Origin of the sequence: Paraburkholderia sp. GAS448 (assembly GCF_050435685.1) — a bacterium.
GTDB lineage: Bacteria > Pseudomonadota > Gammaproteobacteria > Burkholderiales > Burkholderiaceae > Paraburkholderia.
Genome location: NZ_JBNDKT010000009.1, coordinates 178,375 through 193,879 on the forward strand (window position 1 = coordinate 178,375; position 15,505 = coordinate 193,879).

Consider the following 15,505-nt stretch of genomic DNA (forward strand, 5'->3'; position numbering starts at 1 on the left):
CGCCCGCCATGGGCGGGCTTCGGCGTAATTTTTGGACGTTACGCAGGCGCTTCGACGCCGCGTGCGCGGTTCTCATGGAACTGCTTGCGGAACGTGTCGAACAGGCGTGCTTCGATGGCGTCGCGCATTTCCTGCATCAGTTCGAGGTAGTAGTGCAGGTTGTGGATCGTGTTGAGTTGCGCGCCCAGAATCTCGCCGACCCGGTGCAGGTGGTGCAGATAACCGCGCGTGAAGTTGCGGCAGGTATAGCAACCGCATTGCTCGTCGAGCGGGCGCAGCGAGTTCCTGTGCGTCGCGTTGCGGATCTTGATGTCGCCGAAGCGGGTGAAGAGCCAGCCGTTGCGCGCATTGCGGGTCGGCATCACACAGTCGAACATGTCGATGCCCGCCGCCACGCCCGCCACCAGGTCTTCAGGCGTGCCGACGCCCATCAGGTAGTGCGGCTTGTTCGCCGGCAGCTTTGGGCCGATGTGGTTCAGCACGCGCATCATGTCTTCCTTCGGCTCACCGACCGACAGCCCGCCGATCGCGAAACCGTGGAAGTCGATCTCCGACAGGCCCGCGAGCGATTCGTCGCGCAGGTCTTCGAACATGCCGCCCTGGACGATGCCGAACAGCGCATTCGGATTGCCGAGCCGGTTGAATTCGTCGATGGAGCGTTTCGCCCAGCGCATCGACATGCGCATCGATCCGGCCGCTTCCTCGTACGATGTCGGGACATTGTTCGTCGCGTACGGCGTGCATTCGTCGAACTGCATCACGATGTCCGAGTTCAGCACCTTCTGGATCTGCATCGACACCTCCGGCGACAGGAACAGCTTGTCGCCGTTGATCGGTGATGCGAACGTGACGCCATCCTCGGTGATCTTGCGTAGATCGCCGAGCGAAAAGACCTGAAAGCCGCCCGAATCGGTGAGGATGGGCTTCTTCCACCCCATGAAGCGATGCAGGCCGCCGTGTGCGGCGATGGTGTCGAGTCCCGGACGCAGCCACAGATGGAACGTGTTGCCGAGGATGATCTGCGCGTGGATTTCGTCGAGTTCGCGAGGCTGGATCGCCTTCACGGTGCCGTAGGTGCCCACCGGCATGAAGATCGGCGTTTCGACAACGCCGTGATTGAGCGTCAGACGCCCGCGGCGTGCCTGGCCGTCGGTGGTGAGCAGGTCGAATCTAAGGCCGTTCTCGGGGCCCACGCCCACCTGATTATCGTGGGCGGTGTGCGAATCGTACTGGTTGTGGGTATGACCGTCGGTCATGGATGGCTCCTGTGCCACCGGAAAACAGTCCGGCGCAAATGATGAGCGCCGTCGCGCGAGGCGCGGCGGCGGAGGCGATAGCTTAAAGCGTAAAGCGGGTCACGCGTCGCGGCGCGTCAGCAGCATGGCGTCGCCGTAGCTGAAGAAGCGGTAACGCTCGTCGATCGCGTGCTGGTAAGCGGCGCGGATCGTGTCGATGCCGGCGAACGCGGAGACCAGCATCAGCAGCGTCGACTTCGGCAAATGGAAGTTCGTCACCAGCCGGTCGACGACGCGGAACCGGTAGCCCGGCGTGATGAAAATATCCGTCTCGGCGCTTGTTGCAGCGAGCGGACGGCCGGCGGTTTCGGCGTCGCGCGCGGCGGCTTCGAGCGCGCGCATTGACGTCGTGCCCACCGCGATCACGCGGTTGCCGCGCGAGCGCGTTGCCGCGATCCGGTCGATCAGCGTCTGCGGCAACTGATACCACTCGCTGTGCATCTTGTGCTCGGCGAGGTTGTCGACGCGCACCGGCTGGAACGTGCCTGCACCCACGTGCAGCGTCAGCGTCGCGCGTTCGACACCTCTGGCGTCGAGCTTCGCCAGCAGCGAATCGTCGAAGTGCAGACCGGCAGTCGGTGCGGCCACGGCGCCGGGATTCTGCGCGAACACCGTTTGATAGCGGGTTTCGTCGGTCGCATCCGGATCGTGCTCGATGTAGGGCGGCAGCGGCAGACGGCCGTACTGTTCGATCAGCGTCAGGCAGTCGGCCGGGAAATGCAGCGTGTAGAACGGCTCGACGCGCTCGCCGACGGTGACGTCGAACGCATCGGCGAGGCGCAGCTTCGTACCGGGACCGGGGCTCTTGCTGGCGCGGATCTGTGCGAGCGCCGTGCGCTCGCCCGTCAGCCGTTCGACCAGCACTTCGATTTTGCCGCCACTGGCCTTCTGGCCGAGGAAGCGTGCCTTCAGCACTTTGGTATCGTTGAACACCAGCAGATCGCCGGGCGCGATGCACTCCGGCAGTTCGGCGAAGCGGCGGTCGATGAAGCGCGCGGGCTGCGCCTCGCTGTCCACTTCGAGCAGACGGCTGGCGCTGCGTTCGGGCAACGCGGTTTGCGCGATCAGCTCGGGTGGCAGCGCGAAATCGAAATCGGAAAGCGTGAACATGCGGACTGGCTGTAACAACTCTGGAAACGATGCTGAATTGAACCGGCGCCTGGCGGCGAGCGGCTATGATTGCGGAACGTTGCTGTGCGGACCGCCGACGTTGAACACCCTGTTCCGGCGGCGCGCGGCATCGTTGCGATACCTCTGAAAGCCGATATTGTACTTGCGAAGCGACTCATGCCCCTGTCCGACCGCCGCCTCCTGGCCCATGCCGACGATGCCGACGATCCCGCCGATGCAAGCGCGGAAGTAAGCGCAGAGCCGAAGCGCCGCGCCGCGCGGGGCAAGGCGGCGGCGACTTCGTCACCGGGCGGAGCCGGCGACGCGAAAAAGGCCGCCCCGGCGCTGACCAGAACTGCCGACAGGCTCGCCAAGCTCGGCCTCACCCGCGACATCGATCTCGTGCTGCATCTGCCGATGCGCTACGAAGACGAAACCATGCTGACGCCGGTCGGCGAACTGCTGCCGGGCGGCATGGCGCAGACCGAAGGCGTCGTGTTCGACAACGAGATCGCCTACCGGCCGCGCCGCCAGTTGCTGGTCAAGCTACGGGACGACGCCGGCGACGAACTCGTGCTGCGCTTTCTCAACTTCTACGGCTCGCAGGTCAGGCAGATGGCCGTCGGCCAGCGTCTGCGCGTGCGCGGCGATGTGCGCGGCGGCTTCTTCGGGATGGAAATGGTGCATCCGGCGGTGCGCGTGGTCGTTGAGGACACGCCGCTGCCGCAGGCGCTCACGCCGGTTTATCCCGCCACCGCGGGCGTCACGCAGGCGTATCTGCGCAAGTCGATCGACAACGCGTTGTCGCGCACCGCGCTGCCCGAACTGTTGCCAGAGCCGGTCGCACAGGCTTTTCTTCAGCCGCTCGGACTTCCGCCGCTCGCCGAGGCGGTGCGCACGCTGCATCATCCGGGCGTCGATTCGGACGAGACCGCGCTGGTCGATGGTACGCATCCGGCCTGGCTGCGCATCAAGTTCGAGGAACTGCTCGCGCAGCAGATGTCGCTCAAACGTGCACACGAAGAGCGGCGCATGCGCACAGCGCCTGAAATGCCGCGTCGTGCGCCGACGGATTCCGGCTCGCTCGTCGCGCGCCTGCTCGCCGCGCTGCCGTTTGCGCTGACTGGCGCGCAGCAGCGCGTCTGCGCCGAAATCTCGCAGGATCTGACCCAGCCGCATCCGATGCAGCGTCTGTTGCAAGGCGACGTCGGCAGCGGCAAGACGGTCGTCGCGGCGCTCGCCGCCGCGCAGGCCATCGACTCGGGCTACCAGGCCGCCCTGATGGCGCCCACCGAAATTCTCGCCGAGCAGCACGCGCGCAAGCTGCGTGGCTGGCTCGAACCGCTTGGCGTGAGCGTCGCGTGGCTTGCCGGCAGTCTGAAAACGAAGGAGAAGCGCGCCGCGCTGGAAGCAGCGGCGCTTGGCACCGCCCACCTCGTGATCGGCACGCACGCGATCATCCAGGACGCGGTCGAGTTCGCGCGGCTCGGGCTCGTGATCGTCGACGAACAGCATCGCTTCGGCGTCGAACAGCGGCTCGCGCTGCGTGCGAAGGCACAGAACGCCGCCGATGGCGCGCGCGATTTTCAGCCTCACCAGCTGATGATGTCGGCGACGCCGATTCCGCGCACGCTCGCCATGACCTATTACGCCGATCTCGACGTCTCGACCATCGACGAACTGCCGCCCGGACGCACGCCGATCCTGACGAAACTCGTATCCGACGCGCGCCGTGAAGAGGTCATCGGCCGCGTGCGCGAGGCGGCGCTGACGGGACGTCAGGTGTACTGGGTATGTCCGTTGATCGAGGAAAGCGAAACGCTGCAACTGCAGACTGCCGTCGAAACCTGGGAAACGCTGGTGGCTACGCTCCCTGAACTGAACGTCGGACTGGTGCATGGCCGGCTGGCGCCTGCGGAGAAAGCGGCGGTGATGGAGGCGTTTACGCGCAACGAAGTGCAGTTGCTCGTGGCGACCACGGTGATCGAAGTGGGCGTCGACGTGCCGAACGCATCGCTGATGGTGATCGAGCACGCCGAACGCTTTGGTCTGGCGCAATTGCACCAGTTGCGCGGGCGCGTCGGGCGAGGCAGCGCCGCGTCGGTGTGCGTGCTGCTGTACACCGGACCGTTGTCGCAGACGGCCCGTGCGCGCCTCCAGACGATGCGCGAAACCACCGATGGTTTTGAGATCGCGCGCCGCGACCTCGAAATCCGTGGACCGGGCGAATTCCTCGGGGCGCGGCAGTCGGGCGCCGCCATGCTGCGTTTTGCCGATCTCCAGCAGGACGGCTGGCTGATCGAGCCGGCACGTGAAGCCGCCGCCCAGCTGCTGGCGGAGTATCCGCACGTGGTCACACAACATCTGGCGCGCTGGCTTGGCGCGCGCGAACAGTACCTGAAGGCTTAGGGCCGAGGGGATGGGCCTGGGGGCGTTCGGAGGGCGAGAGCGCGCCACGGCGCTCCGCCCCTCATTCGAGGGCAAACCTGGTTGGCGAATTGGCCCCATAGGTGTATAACAGAAACCTATCGAATCCATCGCGCTGATTGGTCCCCAATGACGCTCACTGAATTGAAATACATCGTCGCGGTTGCCCGCGAGCGGCACTTCGGCCGGGCGGCCGAAGCGTGTTTCGTCAGCCAGCCGACGCTGTCGGTGGCGATCAAGAAGCTCGAGGACGAGCTCAACGTGCAGATTTTCGAGCGCGGTACGAGCGAAGTCAGCGTCACGCCAATCGGCGAGCAGATCGTCACGCAGGCGCAACGCGTGCTGGAACAGACGCTCGCCATCAAGGAAATCGCCAAGCAGGGCAAGGATCCGCTCGTCGGACCGCTGCGCCTCGGCGTGATCTACACGATCGGGCCCTACCTGCTGCCGACGCTCGTCAAGCAGATGATCCGGCGTGTCCCGCAGATGCCCCTGATGCTGCAGGAAAATTACACGCTGAAGCTGATCGAACTGCTGAAGCAGGGCGAAATCGACGTGGCGATCATGGCGCTGCCATTCCCGGAGACGGGACTGATGCTGCGTCCGCTGTACGACGAGCCTTTCGTTGTCGCGCTGCCGTCCGGCCATGCCTGGGAAACGCGTCCCAAGATCGATCCGGACGATCTGAAGCAGGAAACCATGCTGCTGCTGGGCAGCGGGCACTGCTTCCGCGATCACGTGCTCGCCGTGTGCCCTGAGCTGATGCGTTTCTCCCAGAACGCGGACGGCATCCAGAAGACTTTCGAAGGCTCGTCGCTCGAAACGATCCGCCATATGGTGGCGAGCGGCGTGGGCATTACCGTGCTGCCGCGTATGTCGGTGCAGGAAGTCAGGCCGCACGCGGGCGGGGTCGACTCTGGCCTGCTGAGTTATGTGGCTTTCGACGAGCCCGTGCCGGATCGCCGTGTCGTGCTCGCGTGGCGCAAGAGTTTTACCCGGATGCCGGCAATCGACGCCATCTCCGACGCAATCGCCGCCTGCGATCTTTCCGGCGTGAAAAAGCTCGATCTGCCGGTTGCCGTGAACTGATCGCGCCCGGTAGTACTGGCCGCGACGCATCCGCGGCCGGCTTCGCCCCGGCCCTTGCATGACACGGGTGAGTGCTATCAAATAGATTTATTTAATTGAATTATATAAATCGATAGCTATTGCTATAGTTTCCTCCATGGATCGCCCGATCCGACCACGCCGGAGGAAGTCATGAAGCAAGCCGAACCACAGCAATTCCACCAGTCCATTTCGCCACCCGCACAGTCTGCTGCGCGCATCGTCGCGTCGGTGCGCACGGTCGCGTTCGCATTGCTCGTCGACCGCGCGCTCGCGGCCTGATTCCCTGCTCCCGTCGATTTCTGCCGCGACCTCGTCAGCGGCGTTCACCCGATTCTTTTTCAAACATAAAACCGAGGAGTTCAAAGATGTCCGAACGCAAACTCACCACGGCAGCCGGCGCGCCCGTCGCCGACAACCAGAACTCGATGACGGCCGGGGCACGCGGCCCGGTCGCCTTGCAGGACGTGTGGCTGATCGAGAAGCTGGCGCACTTCGACCGCGAGGTGATTCCGGAGCGGCGCGTGCATGCGAAGGGCTCCGGCGCGTTCGGCACCCTCAAGGTTACGCACGACATCACGCGCTATACGAAAGCGAAGGTCTTCGCGGAAGTCGGCAAGGAAACGCCGCTTTTCATGCGCTTTTCGACGGTAGCGGGCGAGCGCGGCGCGGCCGACGCGGAACGCGACGTGCGTGGCTTCTCGATCAAGTTCTACACCGAAGAGGGCAACTGGGACGTGGTCGGCAACAACACGCCGGTGTTCTTTATCCGCGACCCGCTCAAGTTTCCGGACTTCATTCACACGCAGAAGCGCGATCCGTACACGAACATGCGCAGCAATATCGCGGCGTGGGATTTCTGGTCGCGGCATCCGGAGTCGCTGCATCAGGTGACCATCCTGATGAGCGATCGCGGCATCCCGAAGAACTACCGGCAGATGCACGGGTTCGGTTCGCACACGTTCTCGTTCATCAACGCGAACAACGAGCGCTTCTGGGTGAAGTTCCACTTCAAGTCGATGCAGGGCATCGAAAACTACACGGATGCCGAAGCGGCGCAGGTGATCGCGAACGACCGTGAAAGTGCGCAGCGTGATCTCGTCGGCAGTATCGACAGCGGCAACTTTCCGAAATGGCGCTTCTGCATCCAGGTGATGCCGGAGGCGGACGCGGCCACCTACCGCTACAACCCGTTCGACATCACCAAGGTCTGGCCGTACAGCGATTATCCGTTGATCGACGTCGGCGTCATCGAGTTGAACCGCAATGCGCAGAACTACTTTGCGGAGGTCGAGCAGGCTGCGTTCACGCCGGCAAACGTGGTGCCGGGGATTGGCTTCTCGCCCGACCGTCTGTTGCAGGGGCGTCTGTTCTCCTACGGCGACACACAGCGTTACCGCCTTGGCATCAACCATCACCAGATTCCGGTGAATGCGTCGCGCGTGCAGGTCCGGCATTCGTTCCATCGCGACGGCGCGATGCGCACGGACGGGAACCTGGGCGGCACGGTGAACTTTGAGCCGAACCGTTTCGGTGACTTTGCGCAGGACCGCAATGCGGCGGAGCCGCCGCTTGCCGCCGGCGCAGTCGATCGCTACGACCACCGCGAAGACGAGGACTACTACAGCCAGCCGGCCGCGCTGTTTCGCCTCTTCGATGCTGCGCAGCGCGAGCGGTTCTTCGGCAACATCGCGCGGCATATCCATGGTGTGCCGGATCAGATCGTCGCGCGTCAGATCGAGCATTTCCGCAGGATCGATCCGGCGTATGCGGACGGAGTAGTGGCTGCGCTCGTGAAGCTCGATGAAGCGGCGGCAGCGAAGTAATGTACCGGGGCGGGGTGCATCGGCGCCCCGCCGGACGAGGATGGATTCAACGGGGAGCGATCATGATCCAGATGATGTTGAGTATCGGTGGCGAAGGCTTTGCACGGCACACGGGCCACGCACGCACGAGTACGCTCGTCAGGAAAATGTTCGGACTCGCGATCGTCGGCAGCGGTTTTGCCGTGCTTGCCGCGCAAGGCCTGCAGCACCTGTCTGGCGGCTAGCTCGACAGGCACGCGACGGTTTGCCGGTGCCCGCGTCTCACCCGTCTACGCTACACTGACGGGCGTTCCAGCGTTCGCGGATGCATACGCGATCCCGAACCTGCCGACGGTTCGTATCACTCTTAAAAGGAGTCGTCATGGCCAAGAAAGAAGCCGTACAGCATGTCAATATCGGTATCAGCGACAAGGATCGCAAGAAGATCGCGGAAGGGCTGTCGCGCTTGCTCGCTGATACGTACACGCTCTACCTCAAGACCCACAACTTCCACTGGAATGTGACGGGCCCGATGTTCAACACGCTGCACCTGATGTTCGAGACGCAGTACACGGAACTCTCGCTGGCCGTCGACCTGATCGCCGAACGCATCCGCGCGCTGGGTGTGCATGCCCCGGGCAGCTACAAGGAATTCGCGAAGCTGTCGTCGATTCCCGAAGCGGACGGCGTGCCGGCCGCGGAAGAAATGATCCGCCAGCTGGTGGAAGGCCAGGAAGCCGTGGTGCGTACCGCACGCGGGATTTTCCCGTCGACGGAAGCCGCTAACGACGAGCCGACCGCCGATCTGTTGACGCAACGTATGCAGACGCATGAAAAAACTGCGTGGATGCTGCGCTCGATGCTGGCTTGAGTTTGAGGTTTCGCGTTCGCGGCCGGTGGTTGCATTGCCGGTCGCTGCGCTGGGGCATAGCGCCGAATCAAAGCCCTGAGGCGCGAAACAGAACGGCCCGACGGGTTGATTGATGCCCGTCGGGCCGTTTTCATTTCCAGACTGGCGCGAAAGGCGGCGATGCCTGCCGCGCTGCGAGCCGCCGTCATCCGCACTGCTCTAGAATGTCGGCATTGCCTACACCTGCATGCCCATGTTCGCTCGACTTCCGCTCTATCTCCGCCTTGTCCGCATGGACAAGCCGATCGGCAGCCTGTTGCTGCTCTGGCCGACGCTCAATGCGCTGTGGATCGCGTCGGATGGTCGTCCGTCGCTGTCGCTGCTGGTCATTTTCATTGTCGGCACCGTGCTGATGCGTTCGGCCGGCTGCGCGATCAATGATTACGCGGATCGCGATTTCGATCGCTACGTAAAGCGCACCGAAAACCGCCCGATCACGTCGGGCAAGATCAAGGCGTGGGAAGCGGTCGCGCTGGCGGCAGGACTGTCGCTGCTCGCGTTTTTGTTGATCTTGCCGCTCAACGCGCTCACCAGGGAGCTTTCGGTGGCGGCGCTGTTCGTCGCGGGCACGTATCCGTTCACGAAGCGTTTCTTTGCGATTCCACAGGCGTATCTCGGCATCGCATTTGGTTTTGGCATTCCAATGGCGTTTGCCGCGATACAGAACCACGTGCCGATGCTCGCGTGGGTGATGCTGCTCGCCAACGTGTTCTGGTCGGTTGCGTACGACACCGAATACGCAATGGTCGACCGCGACGACGATATCAAGATCGGTATCCGCACATCCGCGCTGACCTTCGGCCGCCTCGACGTGCTCGCCGTGATGCTCTGCTATGCGGCCACGCTCGCTATCTACGTCGGCATCGGCATCGTGCTTGGCTTCGGCGTGCTGTACTGGCTAGGCTGGGCGGCTGCACTGGGATGTGCGATCTACCACTACACGCTGATCCGCAATCGCGAGCGGATGCCGTGTTTCGCCGCTTTCCGCCATAACAACTGGCTTGGCGGCGTGCTCTTCGCGGGCATTGCCGCGCACTACGCGGCCGCCGCTTTCTGACGCCTCGTTGTTGCCTTGTGGCGCGTTCCAGAACCTGAAGAGTGGGCCGGCCTGATCGACGTTGACTCGATCAGGCGGGCCGATTACGGCCTACTGGCGGCCGAACTCGTCGCCCATTTCCCTGGCCCGCGCGTCGGCAGCCAGTGCGCCATGCACGATGGCATCTTTTACGCCCGACGCATCGAATGATGAGAGCGCGGCGGCTGTCGTCCCGCCCTTCGAAGTTACCCGCTCACGCAACACCGCCGGCGGCTCGTCCGACTGCGCGGCGAGTTGCGCAGCGCCGGTGAACGTTGCGACAGCGAGCGCACGGCCTTGCGCCTCGTCCATGCCAAGCTGGCGCGCGGCCTCTTCCAGCGCCTCGATGAAATAGAACACATACGCCGGGCCGCTGCCGGAAATGGCAGTGACGGCGTCGATCTTCGCTTCATCTTCGAACCACACGGTTTCGCTCACTGCGCCGAGCACCTGCGACGCCAGCGCACGGCCCGCTTCATCCACGCCTGCGGTAGCGAACAGACCCGTTGCGCCCATGCCGATCAGCGCGGGCGTATTGGGCATCGTGCGCACGATGCGCGCGTGCCCGTTCAACCAGCGAGACATGTCCTCGACGCGGATGCCCGCAACGATGCTGATGACGAGCTGCGTTGTCGAAAGATACGGTGCGATGCTGTCTGCGACGCTCTTCAGGTTTTGGGGTTTCACGGCCAGCAGGATGGCGTCGAACGACCCCAGTGCGGCGTCTGCCGAAGCGCCGGTGCGAATGCCGAACTGCTGTTCATTGCGCCTGCGTACGTCTTCGTTCGGGTCGATCGCATACAGGTCCGCCGGCGCGACGCCGCGCTTGACCAGTCCCCCGATGAGCGCAGCGGCCATATTGCCGCCGCCGATAAAGGCGATTTTCATGGTGTTCCGTGATGAGTTCAGTTTGAGTAGTCGCGTGCGCCGAAGATCGCTGTGCCGACCCGCACGATAGTGGCGCCTTCGAGTACGGCGGCTTCGAGGTCGCCCGACATGCCCATCGACAACGTGTCGAGTGCAAGTCCGTCCGTGCGCAGCTGGTCGAACAGTTCGCGCAGCCTGCGATGGGGTGCGCGCTGCTCCTCGATGCCGCCGGCCGGTTCCGGAATCGACATCAGCCCGCGCAGGCGCAGCCCTGGCAGCGCAGCAATGGCGCGGGCAAGTGCCGGGGCCTCAGCGGGCGCGACGCCGCTTTTCGATGCTTCGCCGCTGACATTGATCTGCAGGCACACGTTGAGCGGCGGCAGGTCGTGCGGACGCTGTTCCGAAAGACGCTCGGCGATTTTCAGCCGGTCGACCGAATGAACCCAGTCGAAATGCTGTGCAACGGGCTTTGTCTTGTTCGATTGCAGAGGACCGATGAAATGCCATTCGAGCGCGGCGCGCAGGTCGGCAAGCGCTTCGATCTTGGTGATCGACTCCTGTACATAGTTTTCGCCGAATGCGCGCTGACCGGCGGCGTGCGCAGCGCGTACGTCTTCGGCGGGAAACGTCTTCGAGACGGCGAGCAGGGCCACGGAGCGCGGGTCACGGCTGGCGACCCGGGCGGCGAGGGCGATGCGCTGATGCACCGCGTCGAGATTGTGTACGAGATCGGGCATAAAGCAGAAGAACAGACGGCGAGAGCGATGTACCGGATTATACGGACGCCGCTCCGCCATGCCGACCTGGCCGGATGGCCAGGTGGAAAGCGTCACGCGGACAGCATATGCTCGACGAGTTCGATCCAGTGCGTGACAGGTATCGACGTGCCGCTTTGCAGATGCGCGATGCAGCCCACATTCGCCGACACGATTATCTGCGGCTCCACTGCATGCAGCCGTTCGAGCTTCTGGTTGCGTAGCCGGTAGGAGAGCGCCGGCTGCGTCAGCGAGTAGGTGCCCGCCGAGCCGCAGCACAGGTGGCTGTCGGCGGGCAGGCGCACTTCGATGCCTAGTGCGCCCAGCACTTGCTCGACGTTGCCGCGAATCTGCTGGCCGTGTTGCAGCGTGCATGGCGGATGGAACGCAACGGTGTGGATCGCGCGGCGGCGCGTGAGCGCAGTGAGCGATTCCTCGAAGTCGGGCAGGATTTCGCAGATGTCGCGCGTCAGCTCGACGATGCGGCGCGACTTGTCGGCGTACGCGGGGTCGTCGCGCAACAGGTGAGCATACTCCTTCACCGTTGCGCCGCAACCGGACGCGTTCATCACGATCGCTTCCACGCCCTGCTCGACGTAGGGCCACCACGCGTCAATGTTGGCGCGAATGTCGTCGAGGGCTTCGTCGTTGTAGCCGAGGTGCAGCCGGATCGCGCCGCAGCAGCCGGCGTCGGGCGCGACGACCGTCTCGATACCCAGCGCATCGAGCACGCGCGCAGTCGCGGTGTTGACGTTCGGCATCATCGAGGGTTGCACGCAGCCGGCCAGCATCAGCATCTTGCGCGGATGCTTTGCGCTCGGCCATTCGAGCAGACGCTGCCGCGCGGGCACCTTGTCGCGCAGCTTCTTTGGCAGCAGCGGACGGATGCGCTGGCCGAGCCGCATCACTGGCGTGAAGACCGCGCTGTTCGGCACGAAGCTCGCCAGCACACGGCGCAGCAGCCGCTGACCGGGCGGTCGCGTCACCTGCTCTTCGACGACCTTGCGGCCGATCTCGACAAGACGGCCGTATTGCACGCCCGACGGGCAGGTCGATTCGCAGCTGCGGCACGTCAGGCAGCGGTCGAGGTGAGTTTGCGTGCTGCGTGTCACCGGCGCGCCTTCCACCATCTGCTTGATCAGATAGATGCGTCCGCGCGGGCCGTCGAGTTCATCGCCCAACAGTTGATAGGTGGGGCAGGTTGCCGTGCAGAAACCGCAATGCACGCACTTGCGCAGGATGGCGTCGGCTTCGACGCCGTCGGGTGTGTTGCGAATGAAGTCCGCGAGGTTGGTTTGCATCGCGTCGCTCAGAAGTCGGGGTAGAGCCGGCCGCGATTGAAGATGCGGGCGGGGTCGAAGGCGGTCTTCAGGCCGCGGTGGATTTTCATCAGCGGAGCAGGCAGCGGGGTAAATACGCCCGCGCTGCGATCGAAGCCGTGGCCGGCGCGGAAGATCGTCGCGTGGCCGCCTGCCTGTTTGGCGCTGATGCGCACTGTCTGCGCATCAGCGTCGGTGATCCACCAGCGTTGTGAGCCGCCCCATTCCATCAGTTGTGCGCCGGGCAACTGCAACGGCTCGGTGATGGAGGGCAGTGCGAGCCGCCATAACGCGGCTTTCGGCGCGATCGCCGCGAAAAACGGATCGGTCTGTTCGCGCAGGCCGGCCCAGAAGCGCTCCGCCTCGACCGCGTCGACCACTTCACCGCCGAGCGCCGACCGTGCCGACTTGACCGCCGCTTCGGCGCCGCCCAGCCGCAGCGCCAGGGTACCGTGGCGCCAGGCGCTTGCGGTGATGGGTAACGGATGCCCGCCCCATTCGTTGAGCTTGCGGACGGCGTCCGTGCCGTTCATGTCGAACTTGAGCGTAGCTTCGGCAACCGGGCGAGGCAACACCTTCACCGACAGTTCAAGGATCAGACCAAGCGTGCCGAGCGAGCCGGCCATCAGCCGCGCGACGTCGTAGCCCGCGACGTTCTTCACGACCTGCCCGCCGAAGCGCAGCACCTGGCCCTGACCATTCATGATGACCGCGCCAAGCACGAAGTCGCGCGCGGCGCCCGCAGTCGGCCGGCGCGGCCCCGCGATGCCTGCCGCGATGCAGCCGCCAAGCGTGGCCTGTGGGCCGAAGTGCGGCGGTTCGAACGCGAGCATCTGATGATGCTCGGCGAGCGCGGCTTCGATCTCGAGGAGCGGCGTGCCCGCGCGCGCGGTTATGACCAGTTCGGCCGGATCGTACGCAATGATGCCGCGATGCGCGCGCGTGTCGAGGATATCGCCTTCCAGGGTCTGCCCGTACCAGTCTTTGGTGCCCCCGCCGCGAATGCGCAGCGCGCGTCCTTCGTCGCTGGCCGAACGGATCCGTTCGGACCAGACGGCGACGATGTCGTCCTCTTCCATGGCGTCCTGCTTCGTTGTGTTTCGTTCGATTGTACCGGGCGGGGCCGGTCTGGCAAGCCGGAGCGGACCCGCATCGGGTAATCAGGCGACGGAACGGCAGAGGTGACGCGTGTGGGGCTGCCGGCACGACGGCGCAGGCCGCGTCGGTCGGGCCGGTTGTATGGCGCGGAACCGGCGCGTATGGGTTGGCGCGAGCCCACGAAAGGACTCGCGGAAACCCTCACCACAGCGTTTCCTGCAAACCGCCGCGGGCGCTAGAAGCGCTCCAGTTCCGGGTGGGGCAGCAAGCCGCCGCGCACGTGCATCTTGCCGTACTCGGCACAGCGGGCGCGCGTCGGGATGCCCTTGTCCGGGTTCAGGAGGCCGGGTGGATCGAACGCGCGCTTCACCGCGTGGAACGTGTCGCGCTCCTCCGGTGAGAACTGCACGCACATCGAATTGATCTTCTCGATGCCGACGCCGTGTTCGCCCGTGATCGTGCCGCCCAGCTCGACACAGGTCTCGAGAATGTCCGAGCCGAACGCCTCCGCGCGGTGCCATTCGTCCAGATCGTTGCCGTTGAAGAGGATCAGCGGGTGCATGTTGCCGTCGCCGGCGTGGAAGACGTTGATGCAGCGCAGCCCGTACTTGCGCTCCATCTCTTCTATCCGTGCGAGAAGCGGGCCGATTGAGCGGCGCGGCACAGTGCCGTCCATGCAGTAATAGTCCGGTGAGATGCGCCCGGCAGCTGGAAATGCGTTTTTGCGACCCGACCAGAACTTGAGCCGCTCGTTTTCCGTGCGGGAAATCTGGATTCGCGTTGCGCCGCATTCACGCAGGACCGCAGTCATGCGGACGATTTCTTCAGCGACTTCCTCAGGCGTGCCATCCGATTCGCATAGCAGGATCGCCGCCGCATCGAGGTCGTAGCCCGCGTTGACGAATTCCTCGACGGCGCGCGTCGCAGGCTTGTCCATCATTTCGAGGCCGGCGGGAATGATGCCTGCCGCGATGATGCCGGCGACTGCATCGCCGCCTTTCACGACGTCGTCGAAACTGGCCATGATGACCTGCGCGGTTTGCGGCTTCGGGATCAGCTTGACCGTGACTTCGGTGACGATCGCGAACATGCCCTCGCTGCCGATCAGCACAGCCAGCAGATCCAGCCCCGGCGCATCGGGCCCGAGCGAGCCGAATTCGACGATTTCGCCTTCCATCGTGACGGCGCGCACGCGCATTACGTTGTGTACCGTGAGGCCGTACTTCAGGCAGTGCACGCCGCCCGAATTTTCCGAGACATTGCCGCCGATCGTGCAGGCGATCTGCGACGACGGGTCGGGCGCGTAGTACAGCCCGTAGGGCGCGGCCGCTTCCGAGATGGCGAGATTGCGCACGCCGGGCTGGACCGTCGCGGTGCGGGCGTATGGATCGACATTGATGATCTTGCGAAAACGCGCGAGCGATACCACGACCCCGTGCCGGATCGGCAGCGCGCCGCCCGACAGGCCGGTGCCCGCACCGCGTGGCACGATGGGGACGTCGAGCCGGTGGCAGATCTGCACGATCCGCTGCACCTGCGACTCGGTTTCCGGCAGCACGACCGCGAGCGGCAGCCTCCGGTATGCGGCGAGGCCGTCGCAATCGTAGGCGACAGTGTCTTCTTCGCGGTACAGCAGGCAATGTGTCGGCAGCACGGCCATCAGCGCCTGCACGACGTCGCGCTGGCGTTGCGCGAGCACTTCGGGTGAGAGTTCGCCGGGTGCGTTCATGTCTCCTC

The 15,505-nt window shown here is 64.5% G+C and carries 14 protein-coding genes; 7 read left to right on the forward strand and 7 right to left on the reverse strand.

Features of this window, described 5'->3' with window-relative positions; genetic code table 11:
• Nucleotides 1-38: 38 nt before the first annotated feature.
• Nucleotides 39-1,256: a tRNA guanosine(34) transglycosylase Tgt gene (gene tgt / locus P3T23_RS18885; protein WP_429317670.1), complete on the reverse strand. Its 1,218-nt coding sequence runs from the start codon at nt 1,254-1,256 to the stop codon at nt 39-41.
• Between the two features lie 99 nt (nt 1,257-1,355).
• Nucleotides 1,356-2,405 (reverse strand): tRNA preQ1(34) S-adenosylmethionine ribosyltransferase-isomerase QueA, encoded by a 1,050-nt coding sequence (queA, locus tag P3T23_RS18890; RefSeq protein ID WP_429317671.1) that lies wholly within the window; start codon nt 2,403-2,405, stop codon nt 1,356-1,358.
• A gap of 177 nt (nt 2,406-2,582) precedes the next feature.
• Here queA and recG point away from each other — a divergent pair, with 177 nt between their 5' ends.
• The 7 genes from recG (at nt 2,583) to ubiA (ending at nt 9,711) form a co-directional block, all read left to right on the forward strand.
• A complete protein-coding gene (gene recG / locus P3T23_RS18895; protein ID WP_429317672.1) occupies nt 2,583-4,814 on the forward strand; it encodes an ATP-dependent DNA helicase RecG in 2,232 nt (743 codons plus the stop codon).
• Between the two features lie 147 nt (nt 4,815-4,961).
• Nucleotides 4,962-5,921 carry a hydrogen peroxide-inducible genes activator gene (locus P3T23_RS18900; RefSeq protein WP_429317673.1) on the forward strand — a complete coding sequence of 320 codons (960 nt, stop codon included), beginning with the start codon at nt 4,962-4,964 and terminating at the stop codon, nt 5,919-5,921.
• A gap of 171 nt (nt 5,922-6,092) precedes the next feature.
• Nucleotides 6,093-6,221 carry a hypothetical protein gene (locus P3T23_RS18905; protein ID WP_429317674.1) on the forward strand — a complete coding sequence of 43 codons (129 nt, stop codon included), beginning with the start codon at nt 6,093-6,095 and terminating at the stop codon, nt 6,219-6,221.
• 86 nt (nt 6,222-6,307) lie between these two features.
• Nucleotides 6,308-7,765 carry a catalase gene (locus tag P3T23_RS18910; protein WP_429317675.1) on the forward strand — a complete coding sequence of 486 codons (1,458 nt, stop codon included), beginning with the start codon at nt 6,308-6,310 and terminating at the stop codon, nt 7,763-7,765.
• Nucleotides 7,766-7,827: 62 nt separating this feature from the next.
• Nucleotides 7,828-7,989 carry a hypothetical protein gene (locus P3T23_RS18915; RefSeq protein WP_429317676.1) on the forward strand — a complete coding sequence of 54 codons (162 nt, stop codon included), beginning with the start codon at nt 7,828-7,830 and terminating at the stop codon, nt 7,987-7,989.
• Nucleotides 7,990-8,126: 137 nt separating this feature from the next.
• On the forward strand, nt 8,127-8,615 hold the full coding sequence (locus tag P3T23_RS18920) for a Dps family protein (RefSeq protein WP_429317677.1): 489 nt from the start codon (nt 8,127-8,129) through the stop codon (nt 8,613-8,615).
• Between the two features lie 232 nt (nt 8,616-8,847).
• A complete protein-coding gene (gene ubiA, locus P3T23_RS18925) occupies nt 8,848-9,711 on the forward strand; it encodes a 4-hydroxybenzoate octaprenyltransferase (RefSeq protein ID WP_429317678.1) in 864 nt (287 codons plus the stop codon).
• 90 nt (nt 9,712-9,801) lie between these two features.
• On the opposite strand, the gene proC is transcribed toward ubiA, so the two are convergent.
• The 5 genes from proC to P3T23_RS18950 all read right to left on the reverse strand — a co-directional run bounded on the left by proC (nt 9,802) and on the right by P3T23_RS18950 (nt 15,497).
• Nucleotides 9,802-10,617, reverse strand: a complete 816-nt coding sequence (proC, locus tag P3T23_RS18930) for a pyrroline-5-carboxylate reductase (RefSeq protein WP_429317679.1) — start codon at nt 10,615-10,617, stop codon at nt 9,802-9,804.
• A 17-nt stretch (nt 10,618-10,634) separates the two neighbouring features.
• Nucleotides 10,635-11,333 (reverse strand): YggS family pyridoxal phosphate-dependent enzyme, encoded by a 699-nt coding sequence (locus P3T23_RS18935; RefSeq protein WP_429317751.1) that lies wholly within the window; start codon nt 11,331-11,333, stop codon nt 10,635-10,637.
• Nucleotides 11,334-11,425: 92 nt separating this feature from the next.
• On the reverse strand, nt 11,426-12,652 hold the full coding sequence (gene glcF, locus P3T23_RS18940; protein ID WP_429317680.1) for a glycolate oxidase subunit GlcF: 1,227 nt from the start codon (nt 12,650-12,652) through the stop codon (nt 11,426-11,428).
• Nucleotides 12,653-12,660: 8 nt separating this feature from the next.
• Complete coding sequence (gene glcE, locus P3T23_RS18945; RefSeq protein ID WP_429317681.1) at nt 12,661-13,749, reverse strand: glycolate oxidase subunit GlcE; 1,089 nt, start codon at nt 13,747-13,749, stop codon at nt 12,661-12,663.
• A 254-nt stretch (nt 13,750-14,003) separates the two neighbouring features.
• Entirely contained in the window at nt 14,004-15,497 is a 1,494-nt protein-coding gene (locus tag P3T23_RS18950) for an FAD-linked oxidase C-terminal domain-containing protein (RefSeq protein ID WP_429317682.1), read from the reverse strand.
• Nucleotides 15,498-15,505 lie beyond the last annotated feature (8 nt).

Bases quoted from the DNA above. Each gene is read 5' to 3' on its own strand.
- tgt (WP_429317670.1), bottom strand. From the start codon at position 1,256: ATGACCGACGGTCATACCCACAACCAGTACGATTCGCACACCGCCCAC.
- queA (WP_429317671.1), bottom strand. From the start codon at position 2,405: ATGTTCACGCTTTCCGATTTCGATTTCGCGCTGCCACCCGAGCTGATC.
- recG (WP_429317672.1), top strand. From the start codon at position 2,583: ATGCCCCTGTCCGACCGCCGCCTCCTGGCCCATGCCGACGATGCCGAC.
- P3T23_RS18900 (WP_429317673.1), top strand. From the start codon at position 4,962: ATGACGCTCACTGAATTGAAATACATCGTCGCGGTTGCCCGCGAGCGG.
- P3T23_RS18905 (WP_429317674.1), top strand. From the start codon at position 6,093: ATGAAGCAAGCCGAACCACAGCAATTCCACCAGTCCATTTCGCCACCC.
- P3T23_RS18910 (WP_429317675.1), top strand. From the start codon at position 6,308: ATGTCCGAACGCAAACTCACCACGGCAGCCGGCGCGCCCGTCGCCGAC.
- P3T23_RS18915 (WP_429317676.1), top strand. From the start codon at position 7,828: ATGATCCAGATGATGTTGAGTATCGGTGGCGAAGGCTTTGCACGGCAC.
- P3T23_RS18920 (WP_429317677.1), top strand. From the start codon at position 8,127: ATGGCCAAGAAAGAAGCCGTACAGCATGTCAATATCGGTATCAGCGAC.
- ubiA (WP_429317678.1), top strand. From the start codon at position 8,848: ATGTTCGCTCGACTTCCGCTCTATCTCCGCCTTGTCCGCATGGACAAG.
- proC (WP_429317679.1), bottom strand. From the start codon at position 10,617: ATGAAAATCGCCTTTATCGGCGGCGGCAATATGGCCGCTGCGCTCATC.
- P3T23_RS18935 (WP_429317751.1), bottom strand. From the start codon at position 11,333: ATGCCCGATCTCGTACACAATCTCGACGCGGTGCATCAGCGCATCGCC.
- glcF (WP_429317680.1), bottom strand. From the start codon at position 12,652: ATGCAAACCAACCTCGCGGACTTCATTCGCAACACACCCGACGGCGTC.
- glcE (WP_429317681.1), bottom strand. From the start codon at position 13,749: ATGGAAGAGGACGACATCGTCGCCGTCTGGTCCGAACGGATCCGTTCG.
- P3T23_RS18950 (WP_429317682.1), bottom strand. From the start codon at position 15,497: ATGAACGCACCCGGCGAACTCTCACCCGAAGTGCTCGCGCAACGCCAG.